Below are 13,909 nucleotides of genomic sequence, written 5' to 3' on the forward strand. Positions count from 1 at the left end.
CGGGAAAGCCGTTACACCGCTGTGACTGCGCCCGCAGCAGGGTTTTCGCCCAAGGCAACCTCGCCGCCCAACGCCTCCAGCAAGTCCGGAATCAGCTGTACCAGCTCCCCCGTGGCAATGGCCACGTCAGCGTCAAAGTTGTCGTCCTTGCCATCGCCTGCAGCCTTGGCGGCTTCCTCAAACACGGTGTCCAGGAAGGCAATCTTTTTGAGCTGCAGCGCCTCGGTCAGCACGAACGACACCCGGTCATTCCAGGTCATGGCCAGGCGCGTGGGCATCTTGCCCAGTGCAATGTGTTGGGCCACTTCGTCGGTGTCCAGCGCGTGGCGCGTGTAGCGCACCACGGCCTTGGATTCGTCAGCGGCTTTCAGCTCGCACTCCCGGTCCACGCTGAAGTCTGGTGGCGCTTCCTGCGTGCCCAGCCAATGCGCCATGGCGGTGGCCGGTGCCAACTGGGTGTTGATGAGTTGCACGGCCAGGCCGTCCACGGCCTTGATCAAGGCCGTCATCACCTCGTCGGCTTTGGCCTGGCTGCCGGCGTCCAGCACCAGGCGTCCTGCCTTGGGGTCTATCCACACCTGCACGCTGGACTGCTTGGTGAACGCCATGGGCAAGAGGGCCAGACGGGCATCATCCCGGATCTCGCGCGCCTCTTTCTTGCCAGGCTTGCGGCCCGTGGTGGCCTCGATGTGGGCCAGCTGTTCTTGCACCTTGCGCTTGACCACGGAGCCCGGCACGCTCTTGACCTCGATCATGAGCTTGAGCAGCCACTGGCCACCCACAATCTCCACCAGCGGGCCGTTGGCCTGGCCACGCGGTTCGGTCCAACCCACGGACTTCTCCTGGCTGGCGCCACATTCCACAAACCGTGCGCCATCCAGCGCCTCTTCCAACTGCGCCTGCGTTGTCGACCATGCCGACACCAAGCGGTACACCATCATGTTTTTGAACACTTTTGACCCATTTCTATAGACCGTGCATTTTCACGCAACTTTACAAACCCACATGGCGGCGCAATGGGCGAGTTACACAGCCCCCACACACTTGGTCTCAACCTGATGCGATACCCGCTGCAGGCAGATGAGTAAAGGACACACCATGAAACCCGTTTTCAAATCTCTCGTAGTTGCCAGCGTTCTGGCCGGTGCCGGCTTCTCGGCCATGGCGCAACAGCCTGCCGCCAATGCCCCCGCCACGGACGGCAAGCCCCGCATGGAACACCACCAACGCATGGATCCCGCCAAGATGGAAGAGATGCATGCCAAACACGTGGCCGAGCTGAAAACCAAGCTGAAAATTACTGCGGCCCAGGAGAGCGCCTGGACCACCTTCACCACCGCAATGAAGCCGCCAGCCCGCGACGCCAAACAGCGCCCCGACCGTGCAGAACTGGACAAGCTGAGCACCCCGGAACGCCTGGACAAGATCCGCGCTCTGCGCACCCAGCACATGGCAGATATGCAAGCCCAGATGGACAAGCGCGATGAAGCAATCAGAACCTTCTACGCGGTGCTTAGCCCCGAACAACAAAAAGTGTTTGACCAAGAACACGCCCGCATGGGCGGCCACCGGGGTGGCGAGCGCAAATAAGCTCAGGCCAACAGCGCCTTGAGCTCGCCACTGGCGATCAGGGCCTGTACGTCGGTGGCACCGCCTACCAGTGTGCCTTTGACGAACACCATGGGAAATGTGGGCCAGCCGGTCCACATTTTCAGTGCGTTGCGCCGACGCCAGGTGTTGAAGTAGCTGCCGTACTCCAGGTAGGTGTAGGGCACCCCCGCAGCGTCTAGCGCTGCCCGTGCTTTCTTCGGCATGGGGTTGAGCCCCATGCCCACCACCACCACCGCATGGGCGGCCACGGCAGCCTGCACTTCCTGAACAATGTCTTGCTGATGGGTGGCAATGCGTTGACGTATGGCGGGGTGAATGTGAGATTCATCCAGAATGGGACGGGGCATAAACGATCCTGATAGGGTTGATTTTTTATTATGCGGTGGGCCCTTGATCCCCATCAAAATTTAGGGGCTGATCGGCGCCTACACTGGGTAGGATTGGTCTACCACCATGGCTAAACGTCCCTTCTCACCCCCACCCATCCACACCATCAGCTTGATGCGCCCTTTGGCGTGGCTAGGTCTGGCCTGGCACGACATGTTGCGCGCCGGCTGGGTGAGCTTTGCACATGGGTTCGTGCTGGCGGCATTCGGTGCGGCCATCGTGGCAGTGGCACACCATCGTTTTTGGCTGCTGGCCGGTGCACTCTCAGGTTTTCTGGTGATTGCCCCGGTACTCGCGACCAGCCTCTATGCCCTGAGCCGTGCGCTGGAGCGCAAGGAAACCGCGGACTGGCGGGTGGTGGCCAAGACTTGGTTGAACTGGCAGAACAGCCATTTCAACAAATGGGGCAACGACTACTGGTGCATGGTGCAATTTGGCGCACTGCTGGCCGCAGCGGCCACCGGCTGGGTGCTGACCTCGGCGGCCCTGATTACCCTGCTGGCGCCCGTGCCTGTGAATACACCCCTGGAATTTGTCCGCTACGTGGTGCTGGCACCCGACAGCTGGCTGTTTGAACTCTGGCTGGCTTTGGGTGGCGTACTGGCGGCACCGTTGTTTGCTTCCAGCGTGGTCTCCATGCCTTTGTTGCTGGACCGCCGTGTGACGCTGTTGCAGGCAGTGCTGACGAGCTGGCGAACCATCCTGGCCAACCCCATTCCCATGGCACTGTGGGCAGCACTCATCATGGGGTTCACCCTGCTGGGCCTGGGGTCGCTGCTGCTGGGCCTGATTCCGGTGATCCCCATGCTCGGCCACGCCAGCTGGCATGCCTACCGTGAGCTGGTAGATGCTTCCGCATTACCCGCCCGCGAGGCCTACTCCGCGCCCTATGTACGTCCCGGGCAACGCTGATGTTTGGTTTTAGCGAAGAGCAAATTGCCAGTTTTGGCCTCACCTTTGGGGTGGGTGGCTTCATGCTCTACATGCTGTTCATCATCGGACAGCTGGCATGGGAGTCCAAGGCTGGCAAGTTCGGAACGTTTGTGCTGTTTCTGGGCTTGGCGTTTGGCATGGTGGGCTTTGCCGCCAAATTCGTCATCCAGTGGGTGCTGACCCGGTAGAGCCCCAACGCGGGTCAACCAATGGGGCGAATGCCAATCAGCAGCCCATGCAGCACAAAGGCAAACACAGCCCAGGCTGCCACCCCTACCACCATAGTCAAACCGGTAGCCTTGGCAGTACCCGCCGGGTAGGTAACACCCAAGGCGCGGTCCCGTTTTCGGCAGGCAATGAAGTTGGCGACTGCCCACAGCAGAAACGCACCAAACAGCAGCACGTGGGCCAGGTTGCCATTGGCGAGCAAGTGCGCCAGTGCCCAGGTTTTGACAGCGAGCACCATGGGATGGCGCCAGCGCGCCTTGATGGCATTGCCCGGAACATAGGCTGCCGCCAACAGCACAAAGGCCAGGAGCGTCAACAACGCCGCCAGATGGCGCATACCACTGGGTGGGGTCCACAGCACCACCGGGGTTTCGCGGGCCACGCCAAAGCCCCAGACAATGAGTGCCAGACCGACGGCTGCCAACAGGGAGTACACAACTTTGTAAGCGCCCTCGCCCCAGCGGCCCATCGCCCGTGTGCGCCACGTGTCCGAAACCATGCGCACCGAGTGCACTCCCAAAAACACCACCAATCCCAGCAACAAATAGCCCATGGCAACTCTCCTGTTATGCCATTACGCGCCCAACACCCGGTTTTTCCCCGCACGTTTGGCCAGGTACATGGCCTGGTCGGCACGGCGAATGGCATTGGTAGGCTCTTCACCTGCAGCCAGTTGTGCGACGCCGGCGCTGAAGGTAATCAACAATTTCTCGGTACCCGCCAGGAAGAACCGTTTGGTGAGCTCGCGCTGCAGACGGGTCATGGCATCAATGCCTTTGTCCAAAGGTGTATCGGGCAGCAAAATCACAAACTCTTCGCCACCGTAACGGGCTAATGTGTCTTGCGGGCGCATGCATTCACGGGCCACCGAAGCCAAGTGGTTGAGCGCCGCATCGCCCGTTGCGTGGCCCAGGGTGTCGTTGAGCTTTTTGAAGTTGTCGATGTCCAGCAAGGCCACGCTCAGCGGCAATTCCTTGCGCCGCACATTGGATACCTCGCGGTTCAACGCTTCATCCAGTCCCTTGCGGTTCAAGGCACCAGTAAGTGGATCATGCCGCGCTTGCGAGCTGACCCGGTCCAATTCCTGGTGCAAACGGACCAGCTCTGCTTCGGACTGGCTAGCCCGCTCACGCAGAGCCTCCAGCTCCTGGCGCGAGGTCTGGCTTTCACGCGCCATGTTGCGGGTAGTGCCCACCACGTCCTTGAGCACAGGGGCAATGTCCGCCAATGTCTTGGCCTGTTCAATCAAACGGGCGCTTTCTTCCAGCTTCTCCTGGAAGGTTCCCGTCGAACGGCTCATCTGGGACAGACGGTCAATAAAGGTGGCCACCATGGTGCGCATTTCTTCCTGCGTTTGCAGGGCGCGCTGTTTAGCGTCTTTTTGTTTGAAGATAACGTCTTTTAAACGCCGTTCCACATCGTCTAGCCGGCGTAGTGTCAGTGGTGGTGTGGCGGCTTCCATCAACGCATCCATCTGGCCCTTGAGCCACTGCTCATCCAGGCTCAACTCGGCCACGTTCTCAAACACCAGGTGCAAGAGCTTGAGCAAGGTCACCCGAATTTCTGCCTGGTCTTCGGCGGCAAATGACAGGCGATGGCTGTAGTTCACCAGCATGAGCTTGATGGCAGCAACATCGGCACCGGGTTGGCGCATGGCCTTGAGCAGGTTGTCGGTTTGTTCGTTGAAACGCGGATCGTCAGAGCCAAGCGCGGGCAATGCGTATTCGATCAACCGCCCCATCTGGCCCAGAAACTCTGTGGAAATAGCACTACCCACGGCCGGTGCTGCAACCGCAACGCCATTGGAGACTGGCGCCGCTGCACCATCATTTGCTGTGCCATTGACAGGAACAAAACCACCATAGGCGATCAGTGCCGACTTCACGCCCTCCCAGTTCAGGCGGTCGATGGCGTAGTCCAGCAGACCCTTCTGCTTCTGCTGGCCCGGTGTTTTGACGGGCAGTCCCTGCGAGATGTCACGCAGCATGTCGGCAGGAAAGTGCGGCACATGGGGAATACCGGCAATTTCGTTGTAGATCGCCAGGTAATTGGCAGGCGTCGGCGTCAACTTGCGGGCCGTCAGTTGCTTGAGCGTTTCCCGGGCAATCTCAAATGCTTTTTTGTCAGCCATGGCAACACCGTTTCAGATAATTTTCAGGAACTCTCGAACTGCGGGAAGAGTGTTTTGGGCGTCTTCCTCTTGGGGAACATGCCCCAACTGCTCAAACACGACCAGCCGCGCACCTGCAATATCAGCGGCAAAGTGCCTGCCATTGTCCAACGGAATCAGCTTGTCCTGCGCGCCCCAAAGAACCAGAGTGGGCAACTTCAGGGTTTTAATTTGCTCCACATGCTCCCAGCGCATCTGCGCCAGACGCTGGACCAGTGCCAAGCGATTGCCGGCACGCAAGGTCAACTCGTAATACCGGTCCACCAGCTCCGGCGTTACCTTGGCGGGGTTTCCGTATACATTGCGCACACTGCTCAGGACCACGCCACGTGGCAGGGTGTATTCCATCAGACGGCCCAGGACGGGAATGTGTGCCAAGCGAAAACCCAAGGGCACGGACTGCGATTGCATGGGGTAACCACCCGCATCCACCAGAATCAACTGCGTCACGCGCTGGGGTTGGGCCAATGCAAACTCCCAGGCAATTTGCCCACCCAGCGAATTTCCCCCCAACACCGCCTGTTTCACACCCAACGTGTCGAGCACCTGCTGCACAAACTGCACGTACGCGGCCATGGAATAGTCATTTTGCGGATTTGGCCCCGTCAAACCGAATCCCGGCAAATCGAACCGAATCACACGGCGGGTAGCGCTGAGATTCTGTACCCAGCCATCCCACGTATGCAGACTGGAAGCCGTACCGTGGATCAGCACAATGGGGTTGGGGTCATTGCGAGGACCTTCGTCCCGCAAGTGCACCTGCATGCCGGCCACCGCCACAAACTGTGACGGCGCTCGGGCCCACCGCGTAGACAGTTGGGCCACCGAACGGTCTGGCGCCCACGTGGCAATCACGCCCGCAAGCACAAACATCAGCATCGCAATCAGCGACACCTCCAAAATACGGACAACAAGTTTCATGGGGCTGAACTCTACCTGCGTCGGCACCTACCGTGCCAAAAGAATAAACCTGTGCATAGATTTCGCATAAGCCAGTAGTTATCCACAGGCGCATGCCAAAAAACAAAGTTATCCCATTTCATGAAGCAAAAACAAAGCACAGTCACCCACAAGGGTTGAGCTTGGCTAAGTCATTGATTCATTTAAAGAAAAGAAGCTTGTCCACAGCAGAGTGGCATCCTTATCTACTACTACTATCTTTAAATAAGTAATTTAAGTAAATAGCAGGCGACCCAACTCCCCCGCGTTTATCCATCTTTTTCTAAATCGAAAAAAAGATGTGAACATCTGCAAAGAAGCCGGGTTGCAACCCGCGTTTGAAGCCCTCCATCAAGTAAGATTTGCCCGCTTCACACAACCGCCCATCGCACATTTCCTCCATGCCAGTTTCCTCTGCGGGCTCCGCACCAGGCCACAGCCCTGCAAGTTTTGAAATCAAAAGCGCCCAGCTTCCGCTGGTAGCCCTGCTGCTCAAAACGTCTGACTGGACGCTGTTGGCTGAGGAACTCACTGCGCAATTTGGCGTTGAAAGCGACAGTGCTGACTTTTTTGACCATGACGCCCTGGTCATCGATTTTTCGCATTTGCCCGTGGACACCCCGGTTCAGGACATGGTGCCGCTGCTCAAGGTGCTACGCACCTGCAACCTGGTGCCTGTAGCGGTGCGGGGCGCCAGCCCGGAGTGGATGGCAGCTGCGCTGGCTGTGGGACTGGTGGAAGCGCCACCTGAAATTGTCCGCAGCAAGACCGCGGAAACTTCCGCGCCTGCCAAAACCGTGGTGCAGGAAGTGGTCAAAGAGGTGGTACGCGAAGTGCCCGGGCCCGGAACCATGGTGATCGACAAGCCCTTGCGTTCCGGCCAAAAGGTCTATGCGCGCAATGCCGATCTCGTGGTGCTGGCCATGGTCAACCAGGGTGCCGAGGTGGTGGCCGATGGCAACATCCATGTCTATGCACCGCTGCGCGGCAAGGCCATGGCAGGTGCGCGTGGCAACACCAACGCCCGCATTTTTTCGCTCTGCCTGGAGCCCGAATTGATTTCCATCGCCGGTGTCTACCGCACCAGCGAAAATGCCCTGCCCAAGGATGTGCAGGGCAAAGCCGCCCAGGTGCGGCTGAGTACCGATGGCCAGGAAAAGCTGCTCATTGAGCCGCTAAAGACCTGAATCGACTGATATTTTTATTTCGAAAGACATTTCACCCATGGCAAGAATCATTGTGGTTACCTCCGGCAAAGGTGGTGTGGGCAAGACAACCACCAGTGCCAGTTTTGCAACCGGCCTGGCCCTGCGCGGGCACAAGACGGCTGTGATCGACTTTGACGTGGGCCTGCGTAACCTGGATCTGATCATGGGTTGCGAACGCCGCGTGGTGTACGACCTGATCAATGTGATCCAGGGTGAGGCCAATCTGAACCAGGCCCTCATCAAGGACAAGCAGTGTGACAACCTCTACGTGCTGGCGGCTTCGCAAACGCGTGACAAGGATGCCTTGACGCAAGACGGTGTGGAGAAGGTGCTCAAAGACCTGAGTGCCATGGACTTTGAGTTCATCGTCTGTGACTCTCCCGCTGGCATTGAAACCGGTGCGTTGATGGCCATGCACTTTGCCGACGAGGCGTTGGTGGTGACCAACCCCGAGGTGTCTTCCGTGCGTGACTCGGACCGCATTCTGGGCATGCTGGCCAGCAAGACCAAGCGCGCCATGGAAGGCGGAGATCCGGTCAAGGAACACTTGCTCATCACGCGCTACAACCCTGCCCGTGTGGACCAGGGCCAGATGCTGTCGCTGGAAGATATCCAGGACATCCTGCGCATCAAGTTGATCGGCGTGATTCCCGAAAGCGAATCCGTGCTGCAGGCGTCCAACCAGGGCGTACCTGCGGTGCACATGCAGGGCAGCGATGTGTCTGAGGCCTACAAGGACGTGATCGACCGTTTCCTCGGCGCTGACAAGCCCATGCGTTTCACGGAAGCGCCCAAACAAGGCTTGCTCAAGCGCCTGTTCGGAGGGAAATAAGCCATGGCCTCCCTGCTTTCCTTTTTCCTCGGCGAGAAGAAGACCACGGCCAGCGTTGCCAAAGAGCGCCTGTCCATTCTTCTGGCCCACGAACGTGCGGGCCGCAGCGCATCTGCGCCCGACTACCTGCCTGAGCTGCAGCGCGAGCTGGTGGCCGTGATCAGCAAGTACGTGAAGATCAATCCCGCTGACATCAAGGTCATCGCGGGCCGCCAGGACAACCTGGAAACCCTGGAAGTGAAGATCGAGCTGCCCGACGCACGCTAATCCAACGCAGGCTGAGCGCTATGGTATTCATAGCTGCTCGCGCAATGTTGACGGGGGCTAGAGGCCTATTTGGCTTCTCGTTACGCCGGGATCAGGCGCAACAACGTGATTTCTGACGGTGCGCCAAAGCGCTTGGGTGGGCCCCAGTAGCCCGTGCCTCGGCTGGTGTACACCCACAGTGCGCCAAGTTTGTGCAGACCTGCTGTGAACGGCTGCTGAAAGCGCACAAAGTAACCCCAGGGCCAGAACTGTCCACCGTGCGTGTGGCCTGACAGTTGCAAATCAAACCCTGCTTGCTCTGCGGCCGCCGCGCTGCGCGGCTGGTGGGCCAACAGCAGTTTGAACAGGGCCTGCTCGGGGGCTTGTGCCATTGCCGCATGGGGGTCGCTGCGGTGGCTTTCATCAAAATGGTGGGCGCTGTAGTCGGCCACACCGGCTACCACCACCAGGGCGCGTTCCGGGTCCTGCGCGTCGTGGCCATGGTGAATCACCACATGCTCGTTCATCAACACTTGCACACCCAGTGCACGCAAGGCGTCAATCCAGCTGTGCGCACCCGAGTAGTACTCGTGGTTGCCAGTCACAAAAAAGGTGCCGTGGGTGGATTGCAGTTGCGCCAGGGGCGCAATGTGCCGGCCCAGCTCCTTCACGCTGCCATCGACCAGGTCGCCGGTGATGGCCACCATGTGTGCACCCAGGCTGTTCACGCGGTCCACGATGCGTTGCAGGTAGTGTGTCTTGATCGTGGGGCCGACATGGATATCGCTGATCTGGGCTATGGTGAAGCCGTGCAGCGCCTGCGGCAGGTTGGCAATCGGCACGTCCACCCGCACGACCGCCGCGGTGCGGCGCGCGTTCCAGAAGCCCAGCACGGTCATCAACAGGGCCAAGAGGGGCACAGCCTTGGCGCTCGCAGGGCGCAACACCGCCAGATCCAGCGTTGCCCCCGCGGCCTGCACTGCCCACGCACCCAATAGCAGCACATCGCGCAACAGCGTGAGCACCAACAGGGACGAAAACAGCCCCATGCACAGCAGGCCTGCCCATACCAGGGCGGTACTCCAAGGGGTTCGTTTGGCGCCGCGTCCCATCAAGCCACGCGGGACCAGCAGGGCGGATATCAGCAACAGGCCCCCCAGCGGCAGGGCAAACCCGGAGGGAAGATCTGGCAACAGACGCCAGGCAATCAGCCCGTGGAAGACCAGGGAAATCAGGGTGACCGGGGCAAAAGCCATGGTGTGCGCCGCGCCGGGTGAAGTGATGCGGCAGAGTGGAAAGATTGGTAGATGGTGGGGAATGGCCGGGGTTCAAGGGAGTCTGTGCGTACTTTGTCCCAAAGCACCTGCAGAGCCAAACCGTTGTTCACTGAACTGCACGCCACCGGCACCCACGCGCACCACGCTGCAGGCACGTGTGCCATAGGCCGGTGTAGCAATGAACACGGCAGACAGGGCCCGTTCCAGTTCCAGGGGCACACCGGTATGCGGCAGCTCGGCGTCTGCCGCCAATGTGCGTGATTGCAGCAGGGGCCACAGATGCGCGTCGTCTGTTTCACCATGCGCCACACATGCTGCCAAACCGCGACTCAGCTGAAGCAGCTTGGGCCAGGGTGTGTGAAAGTCGGCATTCGATACCGCGCCTATGCCGGGCTGCAGAGTGACGATGCGCGCACCGCGGCTTTCCAGGCCCAACAGGGTCTGGCCGTCAAACACCAGGAGGTTGAACGGGTTGTAGGCGCCGGTATGGGGTTGCAAGGCCTCCAGGTAGGCTCGCGCAGTGAGTGAACCCTGCAGAAAGCGGGCCACCAGGTCTCCGCGCGAGGGCGCGTCTGCGCGTGCAGGCGTTGCGCTGCGGAAGTTGGTAAGCGCGGTCAGCCGGCCGCCAGGGCCTGTGCCCAACCAGGCACCGCCTGCCTGGCTGTCGCGTCCCGCCAGGATGGGGGCATCGGGCCAGTGGTGCAGGGGTTCGGCCGGACGCGCATAGAACTCGTCGCGGTTGGCCAGCAGCAGCAGCGGGGTAGCGCTGTTGGGCTGCCAATTCCAGGCGATCAGGCACATGGGAAGGCGATCAGGGTGCGGAGGTGACGGACAGTGCCGTCCTGTCCACCACGCGGCGCAGCACAAAGCTGCTGTGTACGCCGGTCACGCCCTCGATGCGGGTCAGCTTGTTGAGCAGCAGGGCCTGGTAGTGGTCCATGTCGCGCACCGCCACCTTGATCTGGTAGTCGGCGTCTTGCCCGGTGATCAGCAGGCACTCCAGCACCTCGGGTAGCACGGCAACGCTGGCCTCAAAGTTGGCAAAGCGCTCGGGCGTGTGGCGGTCCATGGAGATGTGCACCAGGGCGATCAGAGACAACCCCAGCTTTTTGGCGTCCAGCAGCGCGCGGTAGCCCACGATCAGGCCAGACTCCTCCAACGCACGCACGCGGCGCAAGCAGGGCGAGGGTGACAGGCCAATGCGGTCGGCCAGATCCTGGTTGTTGATACGACCGTCCGTCTGCAAAACTTCGAGGATTTGCTGGTCATAGCGGTCCAATTTCATAATTCTGCCCTGCATTTATTCAATATAGGCAGAGTATGCCAAATAAACGGCATATTGACGCAATAACGCAATCATCTGCTGCCGCTCTCGACCTACACTGGAGTCCTCTGTTACCCACAGCCCAAAGCAACACCGGCCACCCGCCCACGTTGCGCAGCCTGGCCCCACAAGGGCCCGTATTGCAAAACCCCACCCCGGGCGAATCCACCGCCCGGGGCGTTGTTTGAATCCCAAGATTGCTACCAAATTCATAGCTGATTGCACACAGTTTACGGGGGCTGGGGCCCTGTTTGGCACATCAGTTAGCATGGTGGCCATGCTCAACGAATCCCCCCATGAACCCCGGTTGACCCAGGCGCTGCGCCAGTTGTTGGCCCGCCAGCGCGTGGCAGCCCTGGCCACGCTGGACGCCCACGGCTTGCCCTTTGCTTCCATGGTGCCGTTTGCGGTTGACCAGGAAACCGGGCATCTTGTGGTGCACGTCAGCGGCCTGGCCCCCCACACGGGCAACCTGCTGCGCACGCCCCAAGTGTCGGTGCTCGTCATGCAAGCGGAGGTGGATGGGGAACCCGTGCATGCCCTGCCCCGCGTCAGTCTGGAGGGCATGGCGACGGTGCTTGAACCGCAGGGAGCTGCCTGGGCGTCGGGCCGGGCAGCCTATCTGGCAAGATTTCCCGAGGCCGAGCCCATGACCCAACTGGGCGATTTTCAATTTGTGGGGATCACTATCCACGCCGCCCGCCAGGTGGCAGGCTTTGGCGCAGCCCGTACGCTAGATTCGGCAGACCTGCAGCAGGTACTGCGCGTCCCGGCCTAGACGCTGGCGGCGGCACGGCCTTCGACGAAGGCCACCATCACTTTGGCAAAGTCGGTGCCCTCATGGCCTTGCTCCAGGCTTTGCAGGCTGGCGCTGTAGTGTTCGTCGCCCAGCACATGGCGGCGCTTGTGCAGCAGGTGGGCGCTGTAGTCCTCCACAAACTCGGGGTGGGGCTGGATGCACAGCACTTCCTGGCCTTTGGCATAGGCAGAAATCGGGCAACGCTCACTGCTGGCCAGCAGCGTGGCGCCGGGTGGCAGCTCCAGCACCTGGTCCTGATGGCTGGCCAAGAGGGCAAAACTGTCACGGTTGTCGCTGGCGGCCATGTCAGAGGCGTGCCACGTGTAGGTGTTGCGCCCGGTCACCCAGCCTTGGGGTGCGCGGCCGACCTTGGCACCCATGCACAGGGCAATCAACTGGTGGCCGAAGCACACGCCCAGCAGCTTGGTATCGGTATCCAGCAGTGCGGTGACCCGGCGGCGCAACTCCACCACCCAAGGCTCGTCGGAGAAGGAGTCGGCCTTGCTGCCGGTCAGCAGCACGGCGTCGTAGGCGTCAAAGGAGTCGGGATACTGAAACTCGGGCGTGCTGAAACGCTCCATGGTCCAGTTGGTAGCGCCCGCATCGCGCAGTACGCGTTCCATCATGGCGGCATAGTTCCCGTAGGTAGGGACCAGTGCGGGGTCAATCGTGTCGTTGTCCAGAATGCAGATCTTCATGGCCCCAATTTTCTCAGTTTCACCCATAAAACGACAGCGAATAGGGTCTTGCGCGCCAAAGTTACCCGGTTTTTTCACGTCCGTGCTACATTAAGGAGTCGCTTTTTGGCGATCGGCCGTGTTCTGGTATGCATGCCGCAACACACCCGCCCCCGGCAGTGGGGCCGCCGATTCCGGCCATTTCGCAGCGATCTGCAACGCGCCCTCCCACGGCTCCGCAGTTTTTCCTTTTGAGCACGTCAGCCTCTGCCGCGGTGAGTGCGTTTGTATTTTTAATGATTCAGAACCACAACAATATTGTTTTTTCGACACCAGTCACCATCGGCAAATTTCGCATTGCCGCGTGCTCCAAGCCGCTGACCAGTGGCCGCTTTGGCGCCCAAGTTTCCATCGCCAGCGGCCGGGGCAGCGCCTCGACCGACCGCGTCATGAGCTTTACCGACGATTTTTCGACCTCCGACGCAGCGGCCCGTTACGCCATTGCGCAAGGTATCCACTGGGTGCACACGACCACCCGCCCCCAGTAAACTGTATCCCCGAAGGAAACCACCATGGCCAAAGAAGATCTGATTGAAATGATGGGCGTTGTCAACGAAGTGTTGCCTGACACCCGTTTTCGCGTGACACTGGACAACGGTCACCAACTGATTGCCTACTCCGCTGGCAAGATGCGCAAGAACCACATCCGCATTTTGGCGGGTGACCGTGTGTCCTTGGAGTTGTCGCCCTATGACCTGTCCAAGGGTCGCATCAATTTCCGCCACATCGAGGGTCGCGGCCCGATGACTCCTCGCCGCTAAAGCGCGACGGATAGAAAAACGGGGGCATCGCCCCCGTTTTGCGTTTCCATTTGCTACATAAATCGTAGCTACCAGCGCAGTGTTTATGGGGGCTCGTGCCCCCAAAAACCTTAAAGCGCAGATCTGATCAATGCCGGCCCAACTGCAGAGACTGCCCATGGGACAGCTGCGTAGCCTGGTACATCGGGGCCTCTGGCTGATCCTCGGCGTCGCCACCCTGCCCCAGCTTGAACACCGCCACCACCTGCACCAGGTCCTGCGCCTGCGCCTTCAGGCTGGAGGCTGCGGCAGCCATCTCCTCCACCAGCGCCGCGTTCTGCTGCGTGGTCTGGTCCATGGAAGAGACCGCTTCACCCACCTGGGCTACGCCCGCACTTTGTTCGCTGCTGGCGGCGCTGATTTCACCCATGATGTCCGTGACACGGCGAATGCTGGTCACGACTTCTGTCATCGTGGT

At 60.3% G+C, this 13,909-nt stretch carries 18 protein-coding genes and 1 pseudogene; 9 read left to right on the forward strand and 10 right to left on the reverse strand.

Annotation, left to right across the window (positions count from 1 at the left end):
- Positions 1-11 precede the first annotated feature (11 nt).
- Positions 12-953, reverse strand: coding sequence for a recombination-associated protein RdgC (locus tag AC07OE_RS14375; RefSeq protein WP_495071254.1), 942 nt, complete (start codon positions 951-953; stop codon positions 12-14).
- 145 nt (positions 954-1,098) lie between these two features.
- Between AC07OE_RS14375 and AC07OE_RS14380 the strand changes: the two genes are divergently transcribed.
- Entirely contained in the window at positions 1,099-1,590 is a 492-nt protein-coding gene (locus AC07OE_RS14380; RefSeq protein ID WP_495071255.1) for a Spy/CpxP family protein refolding chaperone, read from the forward strand.
- A gap of 2 nt (positions 1,591-1,592) precedes the next feature.
- Here the strand turns inward: AC07OE_RS14380 and AC07OE_RS14385 are convergent, their stop codons facing one another.
- Positions 1,593-1,958 (reverse strand): glutaredoxin domain-containing protein, encoded by a 366-nt coding sequence (locus AC07OE_RS14385; RefSeq protein ID WP_495071256.1) that lies wholly within the window; start codon positions 1,956-1,958, stop codon positions 1,593-1,595.
- 106 nt (positions 1,959-2,064) lie between these two features.
- Between AC07OE_RS14385 and AC07OE_RS14390 the strand changes: the two genes are divergently transcribed.
- Complete coding sequence (locus AC07OE_RS14390) at positions 2,065-2,910, forward strand: DUF2189 domain-containing protein (protein WP_495071257.1); 846 nt, start codon at positions 2,065-2,067, stop codon at positions 2,908-2,910.
- Positions 2,910-3,119 carry a DUF2788 domain-containing protein gene (locus AC07OE_RS14395; protein WP_495071258.1) on the forward strand — a complete coding sequence of 70 codons (210 nt, stop codon included), beginning with the start codon at positions 2,910-2,912 and terminating at the stop codon, positions 3,117-3,119. The genes AC07OE_RS14390 and AC07OE_RS14395 overlap by 1 nt, the downstream gene beginning before the upstream one ends.
- Positions 3,120-3,133: 14 nt before the next feature.
- On the opposite strand, the gene AC07OE_RS14400 is transcribed toward AC07OE_RS14395, so the two are convergent.
- The 3 genes from AC07OE_RS14400 to AC07OE_RS14410 are packed head-to-tail and all read right to left on the reverse strand — an operon-like array spanning position 3,134 to position 6,250.
- Entirely contained in the window at positions 3,134-3,712 is a 579-nt protein-coding gene (locus AC07OE_RS14400; RefSeq protein ID WP_495071259.1) for an NnrU family protein, read from the reverse strand.
- A 21-nt stretch (positions 3,713-3,733) separates the two neighbouring features.
- Positions 3,734-5,290 (reverse strand): sensor domain-containing diguanylate cyclase, encoded by a 1,557-nt coding sequence (locus AC07OE_RS14405; RefSeq protein ID WP_495071260.1) that lies wholly within the window; start codon positions 5,288-5,290, stop codon positions 3,734-3,736.
- A gap of 12 nt (positions 5,291-5,302) precedes the next feature.
- Positions 5,303-6,250, reverse strand: a complete 948-nt coding sequence (locus AC07OE_RS14410) for an alpha/beta fold hydrolase (protein WP_495071261.1) — start codon at positions 6,248-6,250, stop codon at positions 5,303-5,305.
- Positions 6,251-6,669: 419 nt separating this feature from the next.
- Between AC07OE_RS14410 and minC the strand changes: the two genes are divergently transcribed.
- Genes minC through minE form a run of 3 tightly spaced genes read left to right on the forward strand, consistent with a single transcriptional unit; the run spans position 6,670 to position 8,575 of the window.
- On the forward strand, positions 6,670-7,455 hold the full coding sequence (minC, locus tag AC07OE_RS14415; RefSeq protein ID WP_495071262.1) for a septum site-determining protein MinC: 786 nt from the start codon (positions 6,670-6,672) through the stop codon (positions 7,453-7,455).
- Between the two features lie 37 nt (positions 7,456-7,492).
- Entirely contained in the window at positions 7,493-8,308 is an 816-nt protein-coding gene (minD, locus tag AC07OE_RS14420) for a septum site-determining protein MinD (protein WP_495071263.1), read from the forward strand.
- A gap of 3 nt (positions 8,309-8,311) precedes the next feature.
- On the forward strand, positions 8,312-8,575 hold the full coding sequence (gene minE, locus AC07OE_RS14425; protein ID WP_495071264.1) for a cell division topological specificity factor MinE: 264 nt from the start codon (positions 8,312-8,314) through the stop codon (positions 8,573-8,575).
- A gap of 80 nt (positions 8,576-8,655) precedes the next feature.
- Here minE and AC07OE_RS14430 read toward each other — a convergent pair whose 3' ends face one another.
- From AC07OE_RS14430 to AC07OE_RS14440, 3 genes are all read right to left on the reverse strand, one after another.
- Entirely contained in the window at positions 8,656-9,810 is a 1,155-nt protein-coding gene (locus AC07OE_RS14430; protein WP_495071265.1) for a metallophosphoesterase, read from the reverse strand.
- A 72-nt stretch (positions 9,811-9,882) separates the two neighbouring features.
- Positions 9,883-10,632 (reverse strand): NRDE family protein, encoded by a 750-nt coding sequence (locus AC07OE_RS14435; RefSeq protein WP_495071266.1) that lies wholly within the window; start codon positions 10,630-10,632, stop codon positions 9,883-9,885.
- A 10-nt stretch (positions 10,633-10,642) separates the two neighbouring features.
- Positions 10,643-11,116, reverse strand: a complete 474-nt coding sequence (locus AC07OE_RS14440; protein WP_495071267.1) for an Lrp/AsnC family transcriptional regulator — start codon at positions 11,114-11,116, stop codon at positions 10,643-10,645.
- Between the two features lie 316 nt (positions 11,117-11,432).
- On the opposite strand from AC07OE_RS14440, the gene AC07OE_RS14445 reads away from it, so the two are divergent.
- A complete protein-coding gene (locus tag AC07OE_RS14445; RefSeq protein ID WP_495071268.1) occupies positions 11,433-11,933 on the forward strand; it encodes a HugZ family pyridoxamine 5'-phosphate oxidase in 501 nt (166 codons plus the stop codon).
- Here AC07OE_RS14445 and AC07OE_RS14450 read toward each other — a convergent pair.
- Positions 11,930-12,652, reverse strand: a complete 723-nt coding sequence (locus AC07OE_RS14450) for a glutamine amidotransferase-related protein (RefSeq protein WP_495071269.1) — start codon at positions 12,650-12,652, stop codon at positions 11,930-11,932. The two genes, AC07OE_RS14445 and AC07OE_RS14450, sit on opposite strands and share 4 nt — an antisense overlap.
- Before the next feature lie 230 nt (positions 12,653-12,882).
- On the opposite strand from AC07OE_RS14450, the gene AC07OE_RS14455 reads away from it, so the two are divergent.
- Positions 12,883-13,179, forward strand: coding sequence for a hypothetical protein (locus tag AC07OE_RS14455; RefSeq protein ID WP_495071270.1), 297 nt, complete (start codon positions 12,883-12,885; stop codon positions 13,177-13,179).
- Between the two features lie 24 nt (positions 13,180-13,203).
- On the forward strand, positions 13,204-13,452 hold the full coding sequence (gene infA / locus AC07OE_RS14460) for a translation initiation factor IF-1 (RefSeq protein WP_087495722.1): 249 nt from the start codon (positions 13,204-13,206) through the stop codon (positions 13,450-13,452).
- Positions 13,453-13,579: 127 nt separating this feature from the next.
- Here infA and AC07OE_RS14465 read toward each other — a convergent pair.
- A pseudogene (locus AC07OE_RS14465) lies at positions 13,580-13,909 on the reverse strand (methyl-accepting chemotaxis protein); the annotation flags it as partial.

The organism is Rhodoferax sp. GW821-FHT09E07, assembly GCF_059416145.1.

Excerpts from the sequence above, each read along its gene's own strand:
- AC07OE_RS14440 (WP_495071267.1), bottom strand. The coding sequence starts at position 11,116 with ATGAAATTGGACCGCTATGACCAGCAAATCCTCGAAGTTTTGCAGACG.
- infA (WP_087495722.1), top strand. The coding sequence starts at position 13,204 with ATGGCCAAAGAAGATCTGATTGAAATGATGGGCGTTGTCAACGAAGTG.
- AC07OE_RS14450 (WP_495071269.1), bottom strand. The coding sequence starts at position 12,652 with ATGAAGATCTGCATTCTGGACAACGACACGATTGACCCCGCACTGGTC.
- AC07OE_RS14445 (WP_495071268.1), top strand. The coding sequence starts at position 11,433 with ATGCTCAACGAATCCCCCCATGAACCCCGGTTGACCCAGGCGCTGCGC.
- AC07OE_RS14385 (WP_495071256.1), bottom strand. The coding sequence starts at position 1,958 with ATGCCCCGTCCCATTCTGGATGAATCTCACATTCACCCCGCCATACGT.
- AC07OE_RS14395 (WP_495071258.1), top strand. The coding sequence starts at position 2,910 with ATGTTTGGTTTTAGCGAAGAGCAAATTGCCAGTTTTGGCCTCACCTTT.
- AC07OE_RS14410 (WP_495071261.1), bottom strand. The coding sequence starts at position 6,250 with ATGAAACTTGTTGTCCGTATTTTGGAGGTGTCGCTGATTGCGATGCTG.
- minD (WP_495071263.1), top strand. The coding sequence starts at position 7,493 with ATGGCAAGAATCATTGTGGTTACCTCCGGCAAAGGTGGTGTGGGCAAG.
- AC07OE_RS14380 (WP_495071255.1), top strand. The coding sequence starts at position 1,099 with ATGAAACCCGTTTTCAAATCTCTCGTAGTTGCCAGCGTTCTGGCCGGT.
- AC07OE_RS14405 (WP_495071260.1), bottom strand. The coding sequence starts at position 5,290 with ATGGCTGACAAAAAAGCATTTGAGATTGCCCGGGAAACGCTCAAGCAA.
- AC07OE_RS14400 (WP_495071259.1), bottom strand. The coding sequence starts at position 3,712 with ATGGGCTATTTGTTGCTGGGATTGGTGGTGTTTTTGGGAGTGCACTCG.
- AC07OE_RS14390 (WP_495071257.1), top strand. The coding sequence starts at position 2,065 with ATGGCTAAACGTCCCTTCTCACCCCCACCCATCCACACCATCAGCTTG.
- minE (WP_495071264.1), top strand. The coding sequence starts at position 8,312 with ATGGCCTCCCTGCTTTCCTTTTTCCTCGGCGAGAAGAAGACCACGGCC.
- AC07OE_RS14435 (WP_495071266.1), bottom strand. The coding sequence starts at position 10,632 with ATGTGCCTGATCGCCTGGAATTGGCAGCCCAACAGCGCTACCCCGCTG.
- AC07OE_RS14430 (WP_495071265.1), bottom strand. The coding sequence starts at position 9,810 with ATGGCTTTTGCCCCGGTCACCCTGATTTCCCTGGTCTTCCACGGGCTG.
- minC (WP_495071262.1), top strand. The coding sequence starts at position 6,670 with ATGCCAGTTTCCTCTGCGGGCTCCGCACCAGGCCACAGCCCTGCAAGT.